Source organism: Chitinophaga sp., assembly GCF_036569185.1.
Classification (GTDB): Bacteria; Bacteroidota; Bacteroidia; order Chitinophagales; family Chitinophagaceae; genus Chitinophaga.
Genome location: NZ_DATCRD010000229.1, coordinates 1 through 22,361, shown reverse-complemented (window position 1 = coordinate 22,361; position 22,361 = coordinate 1). Strand labels below are relative to the sequence as shown.

General features: G+C 46.4%; 20 protein-coding genes, 1 tRNA gene and 1 pseudogene. 6 read left to right on the top strand and 16 right to left on the bottom strand.

All coding sequences use genetic code 11. From position 1 onward, the window contains the following. Window positions 1-61 precede the first annotated feature (61 nt). From VIM72_RS17145 to VIM72_RS17125, 5 genes are all read right to left on the bottom strand, one after another. Window positions 62-1,060, bottom strand: a complete 999-nt coding sequence (locus tag VIM72_RS17145) for a type IX secretion system membrane protein PorP/SprF (protein WP_332004049.1) — start codon at window positions 1,058-1,060, stop codon at window positions 62-64. A 9-nt stretch (window positions 1,061-1,069) separates the two neighbouring features. After that, a complete protein-coding gene (locus VIM72_RS17140; RefSeq protein WP_332004048.1) occupies window positions 1,070-2,005 on the bottom strand; it encodes a gliding motility-associated C-terminal domain-containing protein in 936 nt (311 codons plus the stop codon). Window positions 2,006-2,010: 5 nt separating this feature from the next. Beyond that, window positions 2,011-2,928: a hypothetical protein gene (locus VIM72_RS17135; protein ID WP_332004047.1), complete on the bottom strand. Its 918-nt coding sequence runs from the start codon at window positions 2,926-2,928 to the stop codon at window positions 2,011-2,013. 3 nt (window positions 2,929-2,931) lie between these two features. After that, window positions 2,932-4,359 (bottom strand): hypothetical protein, encoded by a 1,428-nt coding sequence (locus VIM72_RS17130; RefSeq protein WP_332004046.1) that lies wholly within the window; start codon window positions 4,357-4,359, stop codon window positions 2,932-2,934. Between the two features lie 351 nt (window positions 4,360-4,710). Next, the gene (locus VIM72_RS17125; RefSeq protein ID WP_332004045.1) at window positions 4,711-6,588 is read right to left on the bottom strand and encodes a tetratricopeptide repeat-containing sensor histidine kinase; all 1,878 of its coding nucleotides are present in this window, start codon (window positions 6,586-6,588) and stop codon (window positions 4,711-4,713) included. A 154-nt stretch (window positions 6,589-6,742) separates the two neighbouring features. Here VIM72_RS17125 and VIM72_RS17120 point away from each other — a divergent pair, with 154 nt between their 5' ends. Continuing rightward, window positions 6,743-7,750 (top strand): OmpA family protein, encoded by a 1,008-nt coding sequence (locus tag VIM72_RS17120; RefSeq protein WP_332004044.1) that lies wholly within the window; start codon window positions 6,743-6,745, stop codon window positions 7,748-7,750. Window positions 7,751-7,909: 159 nt separating this feature from the next. On the opposite strand, the gene VIM72_RS17115 is transcribed toward VIM72_RS17120, so the two are convergent. Beyond that, a tRNA-Glu gene (locus VIM72_RS17115) sits at window positions 7,910-7,981 on the bottom strand. Window positions 7,982-8,121: 140 nt separating this feature from the next. Between VIM72_RS17115 and gap the strand changes: the two genes are divergently transcribed. From gap to VIM72_RS17100, 3 genes are all read left to right on the top strand, one after another. Next, entirely contained in the window at window positions 8,122-9,138 is a 1,017-nt protein-coding gene (gene gap / locus VIM72_RS17110; RefSeq protein WP_332004043.1) for a type I glyceraldehyde-3-phosphate dehydrogenase, read from the top strand. A 157-nt stretch (window positions 9,139-9,295) separates the two neighbouring features. Further along, window positions 9,296-10,489 carry a phosphoglycerate kinase gene (locus VIM72_RS17105; RefSeq protein WP_332004041.1) on the top strand — a complete coding sequence of 398 codons (1,194 nt, stop codon included), beginning with the start codon at window positions 9,296-9,298 and terminating at the stop codon, window positions 10,487-10,489. A 135-nt stretch (window positions 10,490-10,624) separates the two neighbouring features. Beyond that, a complete protein-coding gene (locus VIM72_RS17100) occupies window positions 10,625-12,037 on the top strand; it encodes a cation:proton antiporter (RefSeq protein WP_332004040.1) in 1,413 nt (470 codons plus the stop codon). Between the two features lie 70 nt (window positions 12,038-12,107). Here the strand turns inward: VIM72_RS17100 and VIM72_RS17095 are convergent, their stop codons facing one another. From VIM72_RS17095 to VIM72_RS17055, 9 genes and pseudogenes are all read right to left on the bottom strand, one after another. Then, window positions 12,108-13,385, bottom strand: a complete 1,278-nt coding sequence (locus VIM72_RS17095) for a lytic transglycosylase domain-containing protein (protein ID WP_332004039.1) — start codon at window positions 13,383-13,385, stop codon at window positions 12,108-12,110. Between the two features lie 10 nt (window positions 13,386-13,395). Next, window positions 13,396-14,841, bottom strand: coding sequence for an Asp-tRNA(Asn)/Glu-tRNA(Gln) amidotransferase subunit GatA (gene gatA / locus VIM72_RS17090; RefSeq protein ID WP_332004038.1), 1,446 nt, complete (start codon window positions 14,839-14,841; stop codon window positions 13,396-13,398). Between the two features lie 59 nt (window positions 14,842-14,900). After that, entirely contained in the window at window positions 14,901-15,152 is a 252-nt protein-coding gene (locus VIM72_RS17085; protein ID WP_260607465.1) for a Sec-independent protein translocase subunit TatA/TatB, read from the bottom strand. A gap of 191 nt (window positions 15,153-15,343) precedes the next feature. Further along, on the bottom strand, window positions 15,344-15,691 hold the full coding sequence (gene rplS / locus VIM72_RS17080; protein ID WP_079473603.1) for a 50S ribosomal protein L19: 348 nt from the start codon (window positions 15,689-15,691) through the stop codon (window positions 15,344-15,346). Window positions 15,692-15,810: 119 nt separating this feature from the next. Next, the gene (gene trmD / locus VIM72_RS17075; protein ID WP_332004037.1) at window positions 15,811-16,482 is read right to left on the bottom strand and encodes a tRNA (guanosine(37)-N1)-methyltransferase TrmD; all 672 of its coding nucleotides are present in this window, start codon (window positions 16,480-16,482) and stop codon (window positions 15,811-15,813) included. A gap of 14 nt (window positions 16,483-16,496) precedes the next feature. Continuing rightward, window positions 16,497-17,018 carry a ribosome maturation factor RimM gene (gene rimM / locus VIM72_RS17070; protein ID WP_332004036.1) on the bottom strand — a complete coding sequence of 174 codons (522 nt, stop codon included), beginning with the start codon at window positions 17,016-17,018 and terminating at the stop codon, window positions 16,497-16,499. Between the two features lie 327 nt (window positions 17,019-17,345). After that, window positions 17,346-17,597: pseudogene (gene rpsP, locus VIM72_RS32425) on the bottom strand (30S ribosomal protein S16); the annotation flags it as partial. A gap of 109 nt (window positions 17,598-17,706) precedes the next feature. Next, the gene (ffh, locus tag VIM72_RS17060; protein ID WP_332004035.1) at window positions 17,707-19,032 is read right to left on the bottom strand and encodes a signal recognition particle protein; all 1,326 of its coding nucleotides are present in this window, start codon (window positions 19,030-19,032) and stop codon (window positions 17,707-17,709) included. 388 nt (window positions 19,033-19,420) lie between these two features. Continuing rightward, window positions 19,421-20,287 (bottom strand): sigma-70 family RNA polymerase sigma factor, encoded by an 867-nt coding sequence (locus VIM72_RS17055; protein WP_079473598.1) that lies wholly within the window; start codon window positions 20,285-20,287, stop codon window positions 19,421-19,423. Between the two features lie 364 nt (window positions 20,288-20,651). Between VIM72_RS17055 and VIM72_RS17050 the strand changes: the two genes are divergently transcribed. After that, on the top strand, window positions 20,652-21,032 hold the full coding sequence (locus VIM72_RS17050) for an START-like domain-containing protein (RefSeq protein ID WP_142685716.1): 381 nt from the start codon (window positions 20,652-20,654) through the stop codon (window positions 21,030-21,032). On the opposite strand, the gene VIM72_RS17045 is transcribed toward VIM72_RS17050, so the two are convergent. Further along, on the bottom strand, window positions 21,029-21,640 hold the full coding sequence (locus VIM72_RS17045; protein ID WP_332004034.1) for a hypothetical protein: 612 nt from the start codon (window positions 21,638-21,640) through the stop codon (window positions 21,029-21,031). The two genes, VIM72_RS17050 and VIM72_RS17045, sit on opposite strands and share 4 nt — an antisense overlap. Window positions 21,641-21,771: 131 nt before the next feature. On the opposite strand from VIM72_RS17045, the gene VIM72_RS17040 reads away from it, so the two are divergent. Further along, a partial coding sequence (locus VIM72_RS17040) for an LptF/LptG family permease (RefSeq protein ID WP_332004033.1) occupies window positions 21,772-22,361 on the top strand: 590 nt, incomplete at its 3' end.

The window sequence follows — 22,361 nt, the reverse complement described above, 5'->3', positions numbered from 1 at the left end:
CCCCTTGAGTAATTGTCTCATTTTAAAATTATTCCCTGTTTAGTTCATGTATTTACCTGAATTAAAAATAGGAACATCTTACCTGGCGAAGGGATGTACGTCTTGCATCATCCATTTTTTTAAAATAAAATCCAACAGATATTTCGTGTGTACCGTTGTTGTAATTGCGATATTTATTTAACGCATAGTCAAATGCATATCCTATCCTCAATTCCGGGAGCACAAATACCTCGGCCATTGCTACTACCGCGCTCGACCTGGTAAGCCCCGCCTGTAGCGCCGGTTTGTTGTACAGGTTTACTGCGGTGCGGTATCCACCACCTAGCCATACCAGTTCCTTTAGTAGTACAAACATATTCAGATCCAGGCTGGTAGGCCCTGCCCTATCGTCTTTCAACAGGAAAGACGGTTTCAGGAATACGTCGTCATTCATCCTGAGCAATGCCCCCCCGGTGAAATAAAAGTGTGGTTTGGGCGCCGGGATAAAATGACCCAATGGTTTATTTTTTGCCTGGTACTGCGCCGTCAGATTATCTGCCGAAAAACCAACAAACCAGTTTTCAGTAGTATAATAAGCGCCCGCGCGAATATCGAACAGCAACATGTGCTGTGCAGCGCCACCCAGGTTAGGCTCATTGGGATTGGTGAATTCCAGCTCATTGGGATTGAGCCCCTGTTGTACAATACCAGCGCCTATACCAAGCGCCAGCCGGCCGGTTTCACCCCCCAGCGGTATACGGTATGCATAATTACCATAAGCTGCCAACTGGCTCTGTGCACCGATTTTATCGTGCGATACCTGCAGTGCCAATCCTACCCGGTCGTTATTTACATTGCCATCAATTGCCAGCGACATGGTTTCCGGCGCGCCTGGAACGCCTACCCACTGGTTCCTGTAAAAAGCATGTGCATTCAGTTCCTGCCGGTAGCCGGCATACGCGGGATTTATATAGATGCCGTTAAAGATATACTGGCTGAATTGCGCATCCTGTTGCGCCTGCAAAGATTGCAGGCCGCAAAGAAAACTTACCAGGAAAACAAAATATCTCTTTATACACATAGTAATTGGTTATGGCTTCAGTAAAGTGATATAACCTTTAAATTCCTGCCAGTGGCCGTTTTCATCCTTCACCCGCAGTAAATAAAAGTAGGTGCCTGCATTCAATCCTTTCCCGCTCCAGTTTTGTGTATATCCTTTTTGTTCAAATACATGATTGCCCCACCTGTTGAGGATAGTAAGTTCATTTTCGGGGTAAAGCTCTAAGCCGCCGATAATAAATGTTTCATTCACACCATCGCCGTTAGGGGTGATAGCGTTAGGAATGTGCAGCGCCAATACTTTCAGCTGATGCGTACTGGTATTGTTCTGCAATACGTTATCATTTTCATTGGCGGTAACAGTGGCCGTATTGGTGATCAGCCCGGGTTCCAGCACTTTCACCCTGATAGATAAAGAAGCGGTGGCGCCTGTTTGCAGGCTATTCATTTTCCATAATACAGTATGAGCATTTGCTTCATAGGTGGCAGTACCTGTAGTAGGTACGGACAACAGGTCCATTGCCAGGTAACGGGGCAGCTTATCGGTTATTACGATACCGGTAGCATTTGCAGGGCCGTTGTTGACCACTGTCAGATAGTAGTTGAAAGAAGTGTTCAAACGAATAGTTCCCTTATCGGCGGTTTTGCCGATCTGCATATCCGCATCCGGGCCCCTACCGGTTATTTCAGCAATAATAACCGGATCTGACAGTTCCGACATACAGTCGTTACCGTTATATGCCTCTACGGTATACCTGCCCGGTGTGGCGGTGATGTACTCCGCCTGTGTTGCCCCTGCAATGGGCATGCCATCGCGGTACCACAGGTAGTGCAGCGCATTGACGGCGGCAGCTGTGAGTTTCACCTGCTGACCGGGCATGATATACCTGACCGGCGGGGACTGCGCCAACGCGAAAGTCGCCCACCAGCCGAGGAATAAGATGATAACAGTTATTTTTTTACCCATATCCTTTACTGGATAGTAATAACCGGTTTACCTGGTTTAGGCGTAACTGTGATCACAGCGTTCTGACCACCGGATTGTGCAATAGCGGTATAGTCGCCACATGATTTTACCGTGTACACTACTTTCACGCTGTAGTTATACTTTTTCTCCACACCTGCCGTGGTTACAGCAGGCTCCACTATCGTGTAATCAGCGCCTGTGCCCACATCTGTTTTTGAGGCAGGCACACCTACTTCTTCTTTAGACCACACATATTTCAATTCAAAATCGCTCACTGCATAATCTTTCATGCCTGCGATCTTGCGGGGCGGGATAGTAAAGGTAACCGTGCTTTTCAGGTTGATAGCCTTAGGGCCTGTTGGCGCACCATTGGCGGCGCAATAAGTGAGATCAGGATTATTTGCAGGATCTACATCTGCCTTGATGGTAAGGTTTGGCAATACGTATACTGTGAAAATAACCGGATCGGCCGGGCACTCAGAAACGCCGGTGGCAGCAGTTACCTGGTAGGTATGCCATCCCGGTGTGGCAGAAGCCACGTTCAGTTTTTCCTTATCAGGAACTGCCGTTGCCGGCAGCGGGCCGGGGGTACCGTTTTCATCGATCTCCTCCCACTTCCAGCTGGTATAGGGTACTGGTGTTCCCGTAGCAGTAGGATCCGTTAAACTGGAAGTGAGCCTGAATGCAGATTGATCAGTGCAGAACAAGGTAGTACCAGTGGAGGTAGAAGTACCTTTTGACGGGTCATCGTTATCAGACAATTGTGCCGGCGTTTTGATGAGTGTGGTGGTTTGTGCATGAACCCCGATGGCACATAGCAATAAAAACGCTGCCAGCAGGTATTTCATAGCGGGATGGCGTAAAACAGGGATCATTAAAACTGGATGGAAAGGCCGGCGCATTCCGAAAGTAGCAATTTTCATATGTCAAGGGTTTAATTGAATGGTGAGCAATGGTTTTCCAGGACGTGGTTCCACTATAACGTGTACGGGCACACGATTGCTTACAACGCCGTTGCACCCGTTCCTTACCGCTTCCACATACCAGGTATAATTTCCTGCACTGGTAATTGCAGGCGTATAACCGGTACCGGTATGCAGCAATGTGTTGTTGGTATCGTACCAGTTATATACAGCGCAGGGATCCGCATTGGTAATATTGAACTTCAGTTTGCCTGCGTCTTTAATGCAAACAGGACCAGCAGTAAGATTACCATCGATGGTCAGTGAATACGCAGGCGCAGGTGTTACTACTTTTACATCATAGATGCGCAGGGAAGAGAGTGCGCCCACGAGGCCGCCCATCTGGATATCTATCCGGTCGAAAGCCGCGGGGATAGCGGCACTGAGCACATACTTATTTCCCGGTCCGCTTAACAGTCGGAGATTAAGTAATGTGCCTGTATTGGTAATGGGGCTTCCCACAGGGGTTGTTCCCATGTAACCTTGTATAGTAAAACCTGTAAGCAGGCTGAGATCCAGCAGGGCGCTGCCGGGGTCCTGCAATACGAGGTATACAGAATCACCTGCTTTTGCCGGCGTATTGAATACCACGGTTTCAAACACCTGGCTCAGTACCTGTACGCCGGTATTTAGTTGTGCGTAAGTAGTAAGTGAAGGGTCATTGTCGATGGCATTCCATTTATTTACTACGCCACCGGTGGCGTTAAGGAGACTGATACCACCGGCACGAACACCTGCCAGTACATCGATAGCCTGGTTGCAGTTAATATTGCCCGGAGGGTCCTGCATGATCCATGCATCGTATACGCTCATGCTCAGCGCCAGCCCGGCTACGCCGGAAAGCCTTATCCACACGCCATCGTAGGCTACAGGGTTGCCGGAGGCATCTTTCGGCGTGAGGTTAAGTTCCATATCGCCGGCGCCATTGATGAGTGATAACAGGTCGCCCACAGGAAAGGATATCCCTGCTGCTTTTTCAACGCCTTTATCATATATGAAAGGCTGTACTAAAGCGGAAGATCCCACTCCCAGGAGGCTGGTGGGATAAATGATCTTTATGCTGAGCGGTGTACCGGCGGTTACCTGTGCATCGAAACTGAGGTATTGTGTGGCAAAAGTAAGCCCGAGCAGGGGAACAGGTGCATTGAGTGTAGAGAAGGTTGCGGGTGCTCCATCTACTGCCAGTGTTTCATTGTCTACCCATCCCAGTAATGCAGCTGTTCTCTGGCCGGAAGCATACTTTCTTATTTTGGGCGCGGGGCATCCCGTTTGTGCATGTAACTGAAGGGGGAAATAAAGCAAGCATATCAGTGTAGCATACCATATCCGTCCGGAAGATCCAGGTAACAGGGAATTGATAACTGCATACAAGGCACGCAAAGGGATTCGCATAAGGATACTTAGTCGCTTAGTATATCGGGATTCTGGTTCGGTATGGCTAAAGTATTGTAATAATCAGTGTTCTGGCGGATTCCAGGGAGGAATGAATAAAATGAACAGGAAGAAAAGGTGATAAAAAATGCACAAAATGAATAATACGGGATAAATATTTTACATGAAATAAAATACATATTATTATTGAAATATATTCAATATTATCCGTGAAAACTGGCATTAAAAACCGGTGATAGTAAGTAGCCTGAGTTGGCTGGTAGAAGATGAACCGGGGTATAAATAGGAGGCATTCGCTGTTGCAGGGAGACAACAGCTGCGCAATCAACACAGAAAGGCCTGGCGAGGCATTCAAACCGCTTCCAGTTCAACAAAGAATGTACTGCCGTTGCCGGGAGTGCTTTTATACCAGATAGCGCCACCATGAGCTTCTACAATCTGCCGGGAAATGGATAACCCGAGACCAAATGACTGCTCCCCGGCTGTACCTGCCCTTCGGGACACGGTAAACATATCGAAGATATTGTCTTTAATATCTTCGGGTATACCGATTCCCTGGTCCTCCACGCTGATTTGCACCTTGCCGTCCTTTTCTTCCAGCCGCACCGTGATGTGGGCGCCTATGGGGCTGAACTTGATGGCATTGGTAATAAGGTTGCTCATCACGCGCCAGATCTTTTCCCGGTTAACATGAACAATCACGTGCGCTGCCATCAGGGATATCTGTTGCATTTTTTCCTTTGCTTTGAAATGCAGTAGCTCCACACAATATTGGAGTAACTGGTGCATGTCTACAGGCTCCTTTGTAAGCTCTTCCGCGCGGGTATGCATGAGCAACAGGTCATTCACCAGCTCGAGGGAATTTTCCCCCGAGGTTTTGAGCAGGTCCAGCAACACGCGGTCATTGTCGTTACGTGGTCCTTCGCCCAGCATCAGGTTGGCGATAGACGTCATGGCGCCTATGGGGCTACGGAGGTCATGCGCCACTACTCTGAGCATCTGGGTATTGTCTGCCTGGCTTTGTTCAAGTGCGGCCAGTGTGTTTTGCAACTGATGGTTCTGGTCTGAAATAATTTCATTCTTCTGGCGGGATCGCCGGTACTGGTAATAAATGAAAGCGAGCAACAGTATAGTAGCGAAACAGATGCCTGCCAGCATCCATATTTTGGCTAGTTTGCTCTGGTTGCCGGCTTCCAGCAAATCGTTTTTTTCCCTGATGGCATTGTAAACGGTATAGTCGCCGATAAACTTCTTCAGGTTGCTGTTGTCTGCCGCCAGCGCGGATGTCAACATTTTTTGCACACGTATGATCTGATCTTTGTTACCAGTCTTTTCTGTATTTTTCAGGATAACATCCAGCAATTGCAGGTTGAAGTTTTTATAGCCATTTTTCTCTGCAATTTTGTGTGCAAGCGTGTAGTATGCCAATGCGCTATCCGGCATATTCTCCATGCAATCTCCATATAACATCAGTGTGCTGATTTCCATGTATTCCATTCCGGTACTGCGGGAGTGCTCAAGTGCAGCCCTGATCAGCGGTAGCGCTTCCCGCCTGCGGTTATTGGCCACCATGTAGGTGGGAAGCATGAGCATGGCCAGCGACTGCATGGGCCGGTCGTTATATTTGTCTGCAATGGCCCTTGCTTTGGCCAGGTAATGCCTGATGGTATCTTCCGGCAGTTCCGGATGATCTAAACAATAGTTAAGATAGAGCAGGGTCTGGATGCTGTCGCCCTCCAGTTGCTGCCCCAGTTCAAAACCCTGACGGGCAAAGCTGACGGCTTTTTCGGTGTCGGCCATATCAGTGTACACGGTTGACATATTAGAGAGCACCTGGGCAACATTGGCGGAATCTCCCAATTCCCGGTACGCAGTAAGGCACTTACTGAACAGTTCCAGCGCTTCCTTATAAAGCCCTTTAAAATAGAGCGCAGCGGCGATTACGTTATCGGCATCGGTTTCGCCCCTGGTGTATCGTAACCGGGCCGAGAGCGCTTTTGCCTTTGTACCATAATAAAAGCAACTGTCAACATCTTTCAGATAAAAAAGAATACCTATGCGATTAAGCTTGTCGGCAAACGCAGCACTGTCTTTGATAGCAAGCAAATCGCCCTGTTCTTTCCTGATTGTTGAGGATTGTGCCAGTGCACTGTTTCCCAGAGAGCAGAAGAACAGGGATAAGATGAACAGGGATACCAGTTTGTAGTGGCTCATGAGGATGATGGTCAAAGTCTGCTATTAATTTAAGATTTTTACAGGAAAGGGGGGTAAGAAAATGTTATTACAGTGGGAACCAATTCTTTTTAACTAACTGGTAACCCCTCTAAAAGTTGTTTTTAGGACCTTTACAACCTATCTTTACTATTACAATACTTCTAAGAATATGAAGAAAACAACCCTTTTATTTGCAACAGTGATCCTGGCTGTCTCGTGTAACCCAAAAGTAAAACAGCCTGAAAAAGCCGACACTTCAACTGAAATTCCTGAACAAACAAATAACGCTCAAAAGCCCACTGGTGATACCTCTGTTAATTTTAAAATAGAGAACATTCCATTTTCAGAAGCCAATCTGGGTGATTTCCCTTTCTTTACCTTACCCAAGGGATTAAAGGAACAGAATAAACCTTTACAAAAGAATTTTGATGTTTGCTTTTTTCCTGTTAAAGGGATCATGATACCTGTCGAAGGCAAGTTATATAAAACAAACGTAGTAGCAGAAACCGGAGAGGAATTCTCCCAACGTTATTTTGAAAAAAGTCTGGAGGATTATCTGCAATCTATTGGGGCTGTTAAAGTGTTCGATGGAGAGATCACCCAGGAAGAATACGATCGCTATAACAAACAAGATCCTAATAAAGGAGGCGAAGGTGATATTGGTTATGCCGACGAAGTCATCAAATTTTATGTGATCCGTTCAAAAGATAAAGGCAATATTTATATCCAATTTTCCGCGAACAATGCTTCCGGCAAATTAAATATTCTCCAGGAAAAGGGTTTCCAGCAAACCATTACTAAAGTTACAGCCGATAAAATTGCCAAAGACCTTACGGAAAATGGAAAGTCCATTTTATATATCAATTTCGATACTGATAAGTCTACTGTTACCACAGCGGGCAAAGAAGTTGTTGAGCAAATTGCTGCTGCTTTAAAAAGGGAAACAAGTTTGAAAATCCTTATTGAAGGCCATACTGATAATACCGGCGATGGTGCTCATAATAAGAAATTGTCGGACGATAGGGCCAATGCGGTAATGAATGCACTGATTGCAGACGGAATAGAAAAATCACGCCTGACTGCTAAAGGATTTGGAGCCGAACGACCTTTGGTAGCTAACGATAATGAAGCAAACAAAGCAAAAAACCGCCGGGTGGAATTAATAAAAGTGAATTGATAATTCCCGGCCACCTATTGTTGCGCTAATCCATATAAACTATATGTTGGCACATAGGTAGCGCATGACCCACATTAAAGCCTAATACCTTGAGGCTCAAAAAATAAGGGTTCATCGAAATCGATGAACCCTGGAAAATTATTACGGCTTTTTGCCTTGTACCACGTACGGGAATCGAACCCGTGACTCCTCCGTGAAAGGGAGGCGTCTTAACCCCTTGACCAACGCGGCGCATCATTTTGGGATTGCAAAAGTAGGATCTTATTTGATATTTCCAAAAAATATTTTCATAACCTAAAATTATATTGATTAATAAGGGTATTGATTGTAAATTCGCTCTCGATTTTTTCATACTCAAATCACGATGTAAAATGGGAACTACTCTCAAAATTGGTATTAATGGTTTCGGTCGTATCGGCCGTTTGGTATACCGCCAGATTTACAAAATGCCCGGCATTGATGTGGTAGCTATCAATGACCTCACCAGCCCCAATGTGCTGGCGCATTTGCTGAAATATGATTCAGCACAGGGTAGATTCGATGCAGACGTTAAGCATTCTGAAAACGCAATCAATGTGAACGGTGAAGATGTGAAAATATATGCACAGAGAGATCCGTCTCAAATTCCCTGGAAAGAGCACGACATTGATGTGGTGATCGAATGTACAGGATTCTTTGCTGACAAGGATAAAGCTTCAGCCCACCTGACCGCAGGCGCTAAACGTGTTGTTATTTCCGCTCCGGCTACCGGTGATCTGAAAACGATCGTTTTCAACGTTAACCACGAAATCCTGGATGGCAGCGAAACTGTTATCTCCTGCGCTTCCTGCACCACTAACTGCCTGGCTCCTATGGCTAAGGTACTGCAGGACAAATTCGGTATTGCTACCGGTTTAATGACCACTGTTCACGCTTACACCAACGACCAGAACACCCTGGATGCTCCTCATCCGAAAGGTGACCTGCGCCGTGCACGTGCTGCTGCGGCCAACATCGTACCTAACAGTACCGGTGCTGCAAAAGCCATCGGCCTGGTATTGCCTGAACTGAAAGGCAAACTGGATGGTAGCGCACAGCGTGTTCCTACCATCACTGGTTCCTTAACTGAGCTGACTACCATTCTCAATAAAAAAGTAACTGCCGACGAAGTGAACGCTGCTATGAAAGCTGCTTCCAACGAATCTTTCGGTTATACCGAAGATGAAATTGTAAGCTCCGACATCATCGGTATCCATTTCGGTTCCCTGTTTGATGCCACTCAAACCAGGGTTCTCACTGTAGGCGATCACCAGATGGTTAAAACCGTTTCCTGGTACGATAACGAAATGAGCTATGTATCTCAGCTGGTTCGTACTGTGAAGTACTTTGCCGGTTTGATCAGCAAATAATTATATACAGTACTCCCGGTGCAGGCCGGGAGTCTTTAATTCCGCGGAACTACACCATAGCAGCGATTGGCCAGGTTATCCGGCTATATACCCGCTTTGTGCTGTTGGACCGCGGTTTTTTAATTTACCACTCCCCGTTATCTTAAATCGATACATTATGAGTAAATTTTCCGACTATAACTTCAATGGCCGCAAAGCCTTGATCCGCGTGGATTTCAACGTTCCCCTGAACGATAAGTTCGAAATCACCGATGATACCCGCATGCGCGCTGCCGTGCCTACTATCCAGAAAATCCTGAAAGATGGCGGCGCCGTTATCCTCATGTCGCACCTGGGCCGCCCGAAAGACGGTCCTACCGATAAATATTCCTTAAAACACCTGGTATACCACCTCATTTCCTTACTGAACGGCGCTACCGTGAAGTTTGCGGAAGACTGCGTTGGCCCTGTGGCTGAAAAAGCGGCGGCCGACCTGCAAATGGGAGAAGTATTGCTGCTGGAAAACCTTCGTTTCCATAAAGCGGAAGAAAAAGGCGACGCTGCATTTGCAGAACAACTGTCAAAACTGGGCGATGTTTATGTAAACGACGCTTTTGGTACGGCCCACCGCGCCCACGCTTCTACCGCCGTAATCGCACAATATTTTGCTCCTGAAAACCGTATGTTCGGTTTGCTGATGGAAGCGGAAGTAAACAGCGCACAGAAGGTGCTCAACGATGCCGCCTCTCCGTTTACCGCTATACTGGGCGGCGCTAAAGTGAGCGATAAGATCCTGATCATCGAAACCCTGATGGACCGTGCCAATAACCTGATCATTGGCGGTGGTATGGCTTACACTTTCCTGAAAGCCCAGGGCAAGGAAATCGGTAGCTCCCTCTGCGAAAATGATAAACTGGACCTGGCCAATGAACTGGTGGCCAAAGCCAAAGAAAAGGGCGTGCAATTGTTGCTGCCTGTAGACTCTGTGGCTGCAGATAAATTCGCCGCTGATGCCAATACACAGGTGGTTTCCAACGACAATATCCCCGCGGGATGGATGGGCCTGGACATAGGACCTAAGTCTGTAGCGCTTTTTGGAGAAACCATTGCCGCTTCCAAAACTATTTTATGGAACGGACCTATGGGCGTATTTGAAATGGCTGCATTCCAGTCAGGTACCAAAGGCGTAGCTGAAGCCATTGTAACAGCCACTGCCCAGGGCGCGTTTTCCCTGGTAGGCGGCGGCGACTCCGTTGCTGCTGTAAACCAGTTTGGCATTGCAGATAAAGTAAGTTATGTTTCTACCGGTGGTGGCGCATTACTGGAGTTCTTTGAAGGAAAAGAACTGCCTGGTATTGCAGCTATCGGTTAAGCAACCAGCTGATATTTATTAAAAAAGCTATTACAGCGGCTATCGCGTGCGAAGATTTAACTGCCACAGCGGGCCATCCCTGTAATAGCTTTTTGCTTTTTTATATCTTGCAGTTAACCATTCATATTTCCTGTCATGAATAAACGCTTTTTATGGTACCCGGCAATCATTGGCGTTTTCGGGGCCCTGATCTGGCTGATACTGCAGAAGGGGCAATCACTGCCGATGACCACGCATGCTGTTGTTCAGCCTGCGCCAACAGCGGTGGGTACGGTGGCTGACAGCTGGTGGCGCTATCTCGACAACCTGAAGCACCCGCTGGGGTTGTTGTTGCTGCAAATCATCCTGATCATGCTGGCTGCACGCGCATTCGGGATCCTGGCCAATAAGCTGAGGCAGCCTGCAGTAGTAGGTGAAATCATTGCCGGTGTATTACTGGGCCCTTCCCTGCTGGGTTGGGTAGCCCCTTCTTTTTCCGGCTTTTTATTCCCGGCAGAATCGTTGAAAAGCCTGCAATTCCTTAGCCAGATAGGGCTTGCCTTCTTTATGTTTATTGTAGGGATGGAGCTTGATCTGAGTAAAATCAGGAATAAAGCGCACGATGCCGTAATGATCAGTCATGCAAGTATTATCATTCCGTTTTTCCTTGGCGTTTGGCTGGCCTATTTCCTCTTCACCCGCTTTGCGCCTGCCAATGTGAGCTTTTTATCTTTCGCATTGTTTATGGGCATTGCAATGAGTATCACCGCTTTCCCGGTGCTGGCACGCATTGTACAGGAACGCAAACTGACCCATACCCCTCTTGGCATTATGGCCATTACCTGCGCAGCAGCAGATGATGTTACCGCATGGTGCATCCTGGCCGTGGTGGTAGCCATCGTAAATGCAGGCGGCATTATCAGTGCATTGGCCACCATTTTGCTGGCGATTGTATTTGTAACCGTGATGCTGGTGCTGGTGAGGCCCTGGATGAACCGGGTTATACAGCTGCAGATGGCGAAAGGCAACCAGAAGGCAGCGGTATCGCTGGTATTCTTCATCCTGCTGATATCTGCCTGGATAGCGGAAGTGATTGGTATACACGCTTTGTTTGGCGCTTTCCTTGCAGGAGTGATCATGCCTCATGATACTCCTATCAGGCAATTGCTGACAGATAGACTGGAAGATGTAAGCGTGCTGCTGTTACTGCCTATATTTTTTGTATTTACCGGTTTAAGAACACATATCGGGTTGCTGAACCAGGGAGATCTGTGGATAGTAGCCGGAATGATCATGTTGGTAGCGGTAGCGGGGAAACTTGGCGGCAGCACTATTACAGCGCGGTTAATGGGCCAGAGCTGGCGACAGTCTGTTTCCATAGGAGCATTGATGAATACCCGCGGGCTCATGGAGCTGGTGGTATTGAATATAGGGTTTGATCTTGGCATTTTATCCCCGGAAATATTTGCTATGCTGGTATTGATGGCGCTGGCTACCACCTTTATGACGGGGCCGTTGCTCGACCTGGTCGCTCTCAGTGAAAAACGGAGGGGCTTGCTCACTACCTGAGATATCATTAAAAAAAGAGACCGCTGATGATCAGCGGTCTCTTTTTTATTTCGTATACCCTTGGGGGTGATTATTTTTTGGTAGTTCTTTTCTTAGCAGCAGTCTTCTTCTTAGCAGTATAATGGTGCTTTTTGGAAGTATAATGCTTTTTGGCGCTGGTAGTAGTGGTTTTCTTTGCAGCAGCGCTCTTATCAGCCATTTTCACCGGTGGCGGGAATTTGGATTTATCCACACCCACTGCTTTATCGTCCAGTGTCATCTGTACTGATTCTTTCAGCATTTCGTCTTTTTCTGCCATGAACTGCTTCATCTTTTCTTTTGGGATGCGCAGGTCGTAATTATTTTCGGCACTGGCCATTGCTTTGGCAAAGCCCGGGTTGAAACGGTCCAACTCGGCCAGGTTCATGTCCAGTTTCTTTGCAATGGCTTCCAGGCGGTATTTGCCGGTTACATTGATTTCAACCGTGCTGAAAATTTCATCTTCTGTTAACGGGCCTCTTGCAACAGGGGCGGAAAGGTTATCTGCTACAGGTACGTTTACGGTGATGGAGTTATCGTCGCTTACACCAAAGAAGTTATTGAACCTGTCGAGAATATAACCGGTAGCGATGAATTTATACACATGATTACGTGATTCTGCCGGCAGGAAATATTGCATGCCCCAGAAATCGGTACGTCCGCTGGCTTTGATAGCGCGTTGTACGCCACCTGCGCCGCAGTTATAAGCAGCTACTACCAGTAACCAGTCGTCGAACTGTGCATACAACTGGTTGAGGAACTGGGCGGCAGCCAGGGTAGATTTATAGAAATCCTTTCTTTCGTCTATTTTCTTACCTACGCTTAAACCAAAAATGCGGGCGGTTCCTGCCATAAACTGCCAGGCGCCTACTGCACCTACCCTTGAACGGGCATTGGTATTAAAGCTGGATTCGATGACGGCGAGGTATTTCATTTCCTCCGGGATACCATTATCGCGGAACACCTTTTCAATCATATTGAAATAAGGTTGTCCTTTATCGATCATGATTTGCAGATGCTGGCTATACCGGGTGGCATAGTTACTCACGTAACCGGCAACCAGGTTATTGTTGATCTGTTCATACACCTTCGCGCTGCGAATGGTATTAGGCAGGCTTTGAGCGGCTTTTTTCACTGCCACGGATGTTGGTGATGGCAGTACAGCTGTATCTTTTGGTAAGCGTACCTTGTGATTCAGCTTTACTACAGAGGTATCCGGGGAAAATACCGGCGGATACGCCATCTCTTTAGGATTGCTATTGCCTCCCATTGCACTCACACTCACTAAACTTGTTGCTGGCAACAGCAGTAGTAAAAAGATTTTTCTCATACAATTTATTTTAAACAACAGTAACCTGTTCCTTAGCCATCAACTGATGCGCTATGTGTAACAAGTTTGCTTCGCTAAACTTCTTTGTGATGATCTGTACACCATATGGCATTCCGTTTGAATGCCGGTACAAGGGAACGGATATGGCCGGAACCCCTGCCAGATTTGCCAGTACTGTATAAATATCAGCCAGGTACATGGCAATAGGGTCGTCTGTTTTCTCCCCTAGTTTAAATGCTGTGGTTGGCACAGTTGGCATTAAAATGGCGTCGTATTCTTCTAATATATCGTTGAGTTTTTCGGTTACAAGACGCCTAACCTGTTGTGCCTTAGTATAGTAGGCGTCATAATAGCCTGCACTCAGCACAAAAGTCCCCAGTAATATACGACGTTTTACCTCTTTTCCGAACCCTTCTGATCTACTTTTTTTGTAAAATTCTGTCAGATCCAGGTTTTTTTGGGAGGTTCTGTGTCCAAATTTTACCCCATCATAACGGGATAAATTAGAGGAGGCTTCTGCTGTAGTGAGTACATAATATGCCGGCACTACATGGTCAAGGTATTCAAAACTTTTTCCTGATACCGTATGACCGAGGGATTGTAAATTTTCAAAGAAATCAATATAGCCGTTCTTCATTTCTGCGTCCAGTCCCTCGTGGTACTGTGCATCCCTTAAATACGCAAATTTGAATGTTTTATTGTCTTCCAGGAGCGCTTTATAATCCGGTACTTCTTTCTGGGATGCGGTACTGTCGAACTCATCCGGACCAGCAATTACCTGTAGAACAGCCGCCACATCGGCAATATCCTTGCCAAAAATGCCAATCTGGTCAAAGGAAGACGCATAAGCGATGAGCCCGTAGCGTGAGATCCGGCCATAGGTGGGTTTCAGGCCAACGATTCCGCAGAAGTCTGCCGGCTGGCGAACGGAGCCGCCGGTATCACTGCCGAGGCTTACCTGACAAAGATCGGCCTGTACAGCAACGGCTGAGCCGCCGGAAGAGCCACCGGGAACGCGGGTATTATCCAGTGCGTTCAGGGTGGGGCCATAGGCAGAGTTCTCGTTGGTTGATCCCATTGCGAATTCATCGCAGTTGAGATTACCGATGATAATGGCATCTTCCGCCAGCAGTCTTTCAACAGCAGTGGCAGAAAACAGGGAATTAAACCCTTCCAGTATATGGGAAGCGGCACTTACATTATGGCCTTTATAGCAGATCACATCTTTAATGCCTACCACCACGCCTGCAAGCGCGCCCAGCCTTTCCCCGTTTTTAAGTCGGGTATCAAGCTCGCGTGCTTTTTCCAGGGCTTCCTCTTCATACACTTCCAGGAAGGCATTCAAATGTTTTAACTGAGCTATACGGTTGAGGTAATAGCGTACTCTCTCCGTACAGCTTGTGCTGCCGGCGTATAATGCTTTATGGAAAGTGATTATACTGCTGAATTCAGACAAGACTAAACCAGTTAAAATTAAAATTAATCAGGATAACTCCCCAGGGAGTTGGCTACAGTTTATGCTTTGGGCAGTGTTGCGTCTTCAGTGCTGGTATGAGGTGCATCTGTAGTAGCTGGCGCTGCCTGAACAGGTTTTTCCCTCATTCCTTCTTCGATTTCCTGGCGCACATTGTTCTTTGCGTCGTTGAACTCGCGGATACCTTTACCGAGGCCACGCATTAATTCGGGGATCTTTTTTCCTCCGAAAAGCAGCAGTACCACTACGGCAATCAGCAACAGTTCAGACATACCAATATCCTGAAGGATCAAAAATGATGATTTAAAAAAAACAGCAGTCATCTTCTCAAGTATTTATAAGTTCAGTCAACAAAGATAGCAGATATAATCGGCTTTTTTACCGTTTACAGGCTATCCTGCTGTAGTTTTAATACCATTTTAAGCACACGAAAAAAGCGGCACCGGTGATGGTCCCGCTTTTAACAAATTTCCCTGTATGTATACTAAACCCTTTTTTCTTTGATACGGGCTTTCTTACCAGCACGTTCGCGCAGGTAGTAAAGCTTAGCTCTTCTTACCTTACCCACCTTGTTCAACACGATACCATCGATATGAGGAGAGTAAAGCGGAAACAGTCTTTCCACACCAATGCCATCAGAAATTTTTCTAACAGTGAAAGACATTGTTGATCCTGTACCCTGGATTTTCAACACATCACCTTTAAAGGACTGGATCCTTTCTTTATTACCTTCCACGATTTTATAGTTGACAGTGACGTTGTCGCCTGCTTTAAACTTCGGGTACTGTTTGTTAGCTGTCAGTTGTTCGTGAACAAACGAAATTGCGTTCATCTTTCAAATATTTATGGGAGTGCAAAAGTAAGTCAAGAAATAGCATTTACCAAATTAAAAACCAAGAAATTATCTCTTTCAAATAGTAAAGCGATCTATATGACCTATATATCATTCAGTTATAACAGGTCGGGCCTGCGTTGTTTTGTTCTTTCTATTGATTCCTGGTGCCGCCATTCCTCAATTTTCTTGTGATCGCCGCTGAGGAGGATTTCCGGTACCTTCCAGCCGCGGAACTCTTCCGGGCGGGTATATACCGGGGGCGCCAGTAAATTATCCTGGAAGGAGTCTGTAAGGGCGCTGGTTTCATTATTCAGCACACCTGGCAACAGGCGGCCGATGGCGTCTACCAGTACGGCAGCGCCCAGCTCTCCTCCGCTCAGCACATAGTCGCCAATGGAAATCTCCTTTGTGATAAAGTGATCGCGGATACGCTGATCAATACCCTTATAGTGGCCGCAGAGCAGGAGCAGGTTCCCTTTCAGCGATAACTGGTTGGCCATTTTCTGGTTCAGCGTTTCACCGTCGGGGGTGAGGTAAATCACCTCATCGTACTGCACTTTTGCCTGGAGCGACTCAATAGCATTTACAATGGGCTCCAGCATCATTACCATGCCTGCGCCACCGCCAAACTGGTAATCGTCGACCTGGCTGTGTTTCAGGTTGGAATACTGCCTGAGCGGATGCACGTGTATTTCCAGCAATCCTTTGGCCTGTGCCCTTTTCATGATAGAATGTGACAGCGGGCTTTCGAGCAGTTCCGGCAATACGGTTATTATATCTATTCGCATGATTATCAGGTAGCTTAACCGGTGTATAATTCAATCAGGCCATCCGGCAGGTTAAGGAATACGGTCTGTTTTTTCCTGTCTATTTTTACCAGTGATTGTTCATTCACCGGCAGCAGTGCTTCCTTCCCCTTTATGAATACTTTTATGAGCACCTGCATAGGCATTTCAATCACTTCTTCCACGGTGCCAAGGGGGCCATACTGCTGGTCTTCCGCCATAAATCCCAGTAAAGCCAGGGGGGCGGAGGAGGCGGTTTGCTGTTTAAAGTCTTCTTCCTGCAGGTATACCTGTGCCGGCATCAGTTTGTGTGCGGCTTCTTTTGTATCTATTCCTTCCAGTTTGATATATACACTCTCGCTGTCTTTTACAGATACCTGCTGAACAAAGTAGGGAATAAAGCTGTTCCTGCGTTCTTCCAGGAATATAACGGTTACTCCTTTCAGGGCAGACCTTTTGCCCAGGCTGTGCCTTAGCACCAGGTCGCCCTGCAAACCATGGGCAGAAGCGAGCTTACCTATGCTAAAATAATTACTCATATAATTTAGTGAGGCCGGGACTGGTTACCGGCGGGCTGTTCACAAAAATTAAAAAAGGAAATATTTGCGGCTGCAAATATTTCCTTTTTCAGGTATTGTTAAAACGTTGCCGTTTTATGCTTCGTTACCTTCTTCTGCTGCCGGAGCTTCAGTTGCAGGAGCAGCCGGAGTGTCTTCTACCTTTCTTACGATAGGCGCAGCAACTCTTGCTTTCTTGTGACCGTCGCGGCGGGCAGATACTTTTTGTTCGTGTTCAGCCTGCCATTGAGCGAACTTCTGGTAAGCAGTAGGTTCGTCGAACAGGTTCAAAGTAACACCTCTTAACAGGTGTTTCAAATACAATACACCTTTGAATGACAAGATTCTTCTAACAGTGTCGGTAGGTTGTGCACCTTTCTGCAACCAACGTAATGCCTTTTCGGTATCAATGTTGATGGAAGCCGGAACTGTTAAAGGATTGTAGGTACCAATTTTCTGGATGAATTTACCATCCCTTGGTGCGCGGGCGTCGGCTACTACGATAAAATAGAAGGGCCTTTTTTTCGCGCCATGTCTCTGCAGTCTGATTTTTACTGGCATAAATAAGTCGAGTTATTTTTTGCGAGTTAGGAAATATTGTTTAATTAGGGATGCAAATGTAATCAGTAAGTTGATATTTGCAAAATATATTTATGTCAATCTGATCGGTTTATCTCACCATTCCTTTCAAACCCTTGCCACCGCCGCCAAATTTATTCATCATTTTCATCATCTGGCGCATTTGCTCAAACTGCTTCATGAACTGGTTTACGTCCTGTATGGTTTTCCCGGCGCCCTTTGCAATGCGTTTGCGGCGGCTTCCATCGATCATATCCGGGTCGGCCCGTTCAGCCTTCGTCATGGAGTTGATCATGGCTTCAATGCCCTTAAAAGCATCATCGCTGATGTCCAGGTCTTTCACTGCTTTTCCAACACCCGGGATCATGCCCATCAGGTCTTTCAGGTTACCCATTTTCTTGATCTGCTGGAGTTGTTCCTTGAAATCGTCGAAATCGAACTGGTTCTGGCGGATCTTCTTTTCGAGCTTTTTGGCCTGTTCCTCGTTGAACTGCGCCTGGGCCCGTTCCACGAGGGTGGTGATATCACCCATCCCGAGGATACGCTGTGCCATACGTTCAGGGTAGAAAACATCGAGTGTATCGAGTTTTTCGCCCATACTTACGAACTTGATGGGTTTTTCCACCGAGTATTTGATGGTAAGTGCAGCACCGCCGCGGGTATCGCCGTCCAGTTTGGTAAGCACTACCCCGGTAAAGTCGAGGCGTTCGTTGAAGGCTTTGGCGGTGTTTACCGCATCCTGGCCGGTCATGGAATCTACCACGAAAAGGATTTCCTGTGGCTTCACAGCGGCTTTCACAGCGGCTACTTCTGTCATCATGGCCTCATCCACGGCCAGGCGGCCGGCGGTATCGATGATAATAACGTTGAAGTTATTGGCTTTGGCGTGTTTGATGGCATTTTCAGCGATCTGGACCGCATTTTTATTTTCCGGTTCACTGTAAACCTCCACTCCTATCTGTTCTCCCAGTACTTTCAGCTGGTCTATCGCTGCAGGGCGGTAAATATCTGCCGCTACCAGCAGGGGTTTCTTATTTTTCTTTGATTTCAGGAAGTTACCGAGCTTACCGGAAAAGGTAGTTTTACCGGAACCCTGCAAACCTGCGATCAGTACGATGGAGAGATTGGATTTGACATCGAATTCGGCTTCTGTTCCGCCCATCAGTTCGGCCAGTTCGTCTTTTACGATCTTCACCATGAGCTGTCCGGGGGAAATAGATGTCAACACCTTCTCTCCCAGCGCTTTATCCTTTACTTTATCTGTAAATTCCTTCGCTATTTTATAGTTCACATCCGCATCCACCAATGCACGACGGATCTCTTTAACGGTAGAGGCTATATTTATTTCGGAAATCCGGCCTTCCCCTTTAAGCTGTTTAAACGCGGAGTCTAGTCTCTCTGATAATGATTCAAACATTGTTGGTATTTTAAACGGACTGCAAAAGTATATTTTTTTGCGGATTAACGTGGAAATTGTCTGACTCAGGATTCCCGGGATTTTACTGATTTATCTGATTGGATAATGTTTGATTTAAATTGATTCGGGGAGATATAAGCGGATACTCGTTTATATCTCCCTGAATCTTTTATCAATCCTTTAAAAATCAAAAGTGATCCAATCAGATAAATCAGTAAAATCCCGGGAATCCTGAGTCAGACAAAATCCGCGTAAAAAAAATCAGCGAAGAACGTTGCGGGTGTTACCACAACATGCTTCGCTAATCTTTAAAAATCTTTACAAAATCAACTAAAAACCCAGGAGATCAGCATAATTCCGTCATCCTGAGTAAGACAACATTCGCGGTCTATCCGAGGTAGTTGCGCAGCAACTTGCTCCGGGAGGTAGTTCTTAATTTGGTAATGGCTTTGTCTTTGATCTGGCGTACGCGTTCGCGGGTCAGGCCAAATTTTTCGCCGATATCTTCGAGCGACATGGGGTGTTCAACGGCGATGCCGAAGTACAGCATGATCACATCTTTCTGACGGTCTGTTAACGTGGAGAGGGAGCGCTCGATCTCGCGGCGGAGGGAATCGTGATGATCCAGTTCCTCGTCGGCGCTTACCGCGTTGGGATTTTCAAGCACATCCAGCAGGGAGTTGTCTTCCCCGTCAATAAACGGCGCATCCATTGATACGTGACGGGCAGCAACACCGAGGGTTGCTTCCACTTCTTCCGTATTGATTTCCAGGATGGTAGCCAGTTCGTCGGGAGATGGCTCTCTTTCATATTCCTGTTCCAGCTGGGAATACGCCTTGCTGATCTTGTTGCTCAGGCCTACCTTATTCAGCGGGAGGCGAACAATCCTGGATTGCTCTGCCAGCGCCTGCAGGATAGACTGGCGGATCCACCAAACGGCATAGGAAATGAATTTAAAACCGCGCGTTTCATCAAAACGTTGAGCAGCTTTAATTAACCCGAGGTTCCCCTCGTTGATCAGGTCACTGAGCGACAGGCCCTGGTTCTGGTACTGTTTCGCAACGGATACCACAAAGCGGAGGTTTGCTTTGGTAAGCTTCTCCAACGCTCTCTGATCGCCCTGCTTGATCCGGATAGCGAGGTTTACCTCTTCTTCCGGCGTAATTAAATCCACTTTCCCAATCTCCTGCAGATACTTCTCCAGGGATTGTGATTCCCTGTTGGTAATGGATTTAGTGATTTTAAGTTGGCGCATTGACATAGAGTCGGAACAGTTACAGGTTAATAAAAAGTTAAGATTTGATGAATGCCTGACAAAAATAACTTTTTTTAGAAAGCGACCAAAAAAAATCTGTTCTTTTTAAATCATTTCCAAATAAAATCGATTGATCATTAAGGGCTTGCAATTGTCGCGGAAATTCGCCACTATGGGGGCGAAGCAGCCGGCGCTATCACATGCACCATTTTAATATTTATTATAAATGTAATATATATGGTTTTATTAAGGCGTATTAAAGTTTTTATCTATTCTATAAAAAAAAACCATAAATTATTTTGACAGAGTAAAATATTTTCTATAATTGCAACTGGATGATATTGATTTACTAATTATTTGAGAGATGTCTAAGAAAGTGCTTTATGAGTTAGAATTTCCGGTAAGGTGCTCGCCCGGTATCCTGTATGAATTCTTATCGACCCCTGCTGGTTTACAGGAGTGGTTTGCCGATAGGGTTGATTTCAGGGATAATGTTTTCTCCTTTTCATGGAACGGTACTGCTGAAGAAGCGGAAGTGCTGGAACAGGAGGAAGATGAGTACATCCGGCTGCACTGGACGCATGCTCCCAAAGACGAATATTTTGAGTTCCGCATACAAATTTCTGAAGTAACGAATGAAACTATCCTGGTAGTAAAAGATTTCGCAGAGAAGAAAGAAGTGAAGGACCAAAGTCAGCTCTGGGAATACCAGGTGAAAGACCTCTTCCACCGCATAGGCAGTTAAGCCTTTTTATCAAGTACATTGAGTAGCGTAGCATAAGCGTCCACTACCTCAGTTATGATTCTGCCCCAATGACCGATCACGAAAGGTTTAGCTATTTTAACAAAATCGTTCCGGCTGATCAGCGTTTTCCACTCATCTAAATGTAGGGTATCTATGAAACGATAGTTTCCATTTTCGAAATCGTGCTCCCAGGGATCTTCCTGAACATACACCTGAAATCCGGTCTGCGCCAGCTTCGTGAAACTGCTTTCCAGCACTGCTTCGTAATGTTGCTTTACATTGCCGCCCAGGTGCAGGGTAGCGCTGAAGTAATGTCCCCACCAGAACATGGTGCGGAAAGCAAAAACGCCTGTTTTACTGAAGTAACGCGGATAGTCGAGCATTACCCAGGGTAACCCTTTATACTGTTCTCCCTTCGATATTTTCCCTCCCTGCAGCAACCATTCCGGTTTAAAGGGAAAGTCACTGTCACGGTCGTACGCAGCCAGCGCTTCCTGCAGTTCACCCATTAATCCCATCACCTTTTCTATTGCACTGTTTTTCAGGAGAATAAAATGAGTACTTGCTATAACGGCTGCTTCTTCCGGCGTTAATTCAAAACTTTCCATATAATTTTAACGGTATTTTCAGGTTCTCCTTAACACTCCTTTGTGAAATCGTACTAACTTTACCGTTTAGGAGTATCCTGACCAGTAGAATACGAAGATCGGGATTCCATTTTTTTAATACCGCATTATCAGTGAAAAAACTCGACAAGCTAATTATAAAAACCTTTCTGGGTCCCTTTGTAGCCACTTTCTTTGTTACCTTATTTGTACTGGTAATGCAGTTCCTCTGGAAATATGTGGACGACCTGGTGGGTAAAGGCCTTGATACGGGTGTCATTATCCAGCTCATTGCCTATACCAGCGCCACGCTGGTAACGCTGGCCCTGCCGCTCGCAGTGCTGCTGTCGTCTATCATGACCTTTGGTAACCTGGGAGAGAGCTTTGAGCTGGTAGCATTAAAATCTTCCGGTATTTCCCTGTTACGTTTCATACGCCCGTTGCTGGTAGTATGCTCTATTATTGCTTTCCTCGCTTTCCTGTTTGCCAACTATGTGATCCCGGTGGCCAACCTCCAGGCCAAATCACTGCTTTACGACATTACCAATTCCAAACCCGCCTTTAATATCAAGGCCGGCGTGTTTTATAAAGATATTCCCGGTTATACCATCAAGGTAGCGCAGAAAGATAAGGACAACCAGACCATTCACCAGGTGATGATCTTTGATCACCAGAGTGGCGGCGGCGACAGGATCATTCTTGCTGAAAAGGGACAGATGGTGCT

Bases quoted from the DNA above. Each gene is read 5' to 3' on its own strand.
- trmD (WP_332004037.1), bottom strand. From the start codon at position 16,482: ATGCGAATAGATATAATAACCGTATTGCCGGAACTGCTCGAAAGCCCG.
- ffh (WP_332004035.1), bottom strand. From the start codon at position 19,032: ATGTTTGAATCATTATCAGAGAGACTAGACTCCGCGTTTAAACAGCTT.
- VIM72_RS17105 (WP_332004041.1), top strand. From the start codon at position 9,296: ATGAGTAAATTTTCCGACTATAACTTCAATGGCCGCAAAGCCTTGATC.
- VIM72_RS17145 (WP_332004049.1), bottom strand. From the start codon at position 1,060: ATGTGTATAAAGAGATATTTTGTTTTCCTGGTAAGTTTTCTTTGCGGC.
- gap (WP_332004043.1), top strand. From the start codon at position 8,122: ATGGGAACTACTCTCAAAATTGGTATTAATGGTTTCGGTCGTATCGGC.
- rimM (WP_332004036.1), bottom strand. From the start codon at position 17,018: ATGAGTAATTATTTTAGCATAGGTAAGCTCGCTTCTGCCCATGGTTTG.
- VIM72_RS17130 (WP_332004046.1), bottom strand. From the start codon at position 4,359: ATGCGAATCCCTTTGCGTGCCTTGTATGCAGTTATCAATTCCCTGTTA.
- VIM72_RS17140 (WP_332004048.1), bottom strand. From the start codon at position 2,005: ATGGGTAAAAAAATAACTGTTATCATCTTATTCCTCGGCTGGTGGGCG.
- VIM72_RS17135 (WP_332004047.1), bottom strand. From the start codon at position 2,928: ATGAAAATTGCTACTTTCGGAATGCGCCGGCCTTTCCATCCAGTTTTA.
- VIM72_RS17095 (WP_332004039.1), bottom strand. From the start codon at position 13,385: ATGAGAAAAATCTTTTTACTACTGCTGTTGCCAGCAACAAGTTTAGTG.
- VIM72_RS17045 (WP_332004034.1), bottom strand. From the start codon at position 21,640: ATGGAAAGTTTTGAATTAACGCCGGAAGAAGCAGCCGTTATAGCAAGT.
- VIM72_RS17100 (WP_332004040.1), top strand. From the start codon at position 10,625: ATGAATAAACGCTTTTTATGGTACCCGGCAATCATTGGCGTTTTCGGG.
- VIM72_RS17050 (WP_142685716.1), top strand. From the start codon at position 20,652: ATGTCTAAGAAAGTGCTTTATGAGTTAGAATTTCCGGTAAGGTGCTCG.
- rplS (WP_079473603.1), bottom strand. From the start codon at position 15,691: ATGAACGCAATTTCGTTTGTTCACGAACAACTGACAGCTAACAAACAG.
- VIM72_RS17120 (WP_332004044.1), top strand. From the start codon at position 6,743: ATGAAGAAAACAACCCTTTTATTTGCAACAGTGATCCTGGCTGTCTCG.
- VIM72_RS17055 (WP_079473598.1), bottom strand. From the start codon at position 20,287: ATGCGCCAACTTAAAATCACTAAATCCATTACCAACAGGGAATCACAA.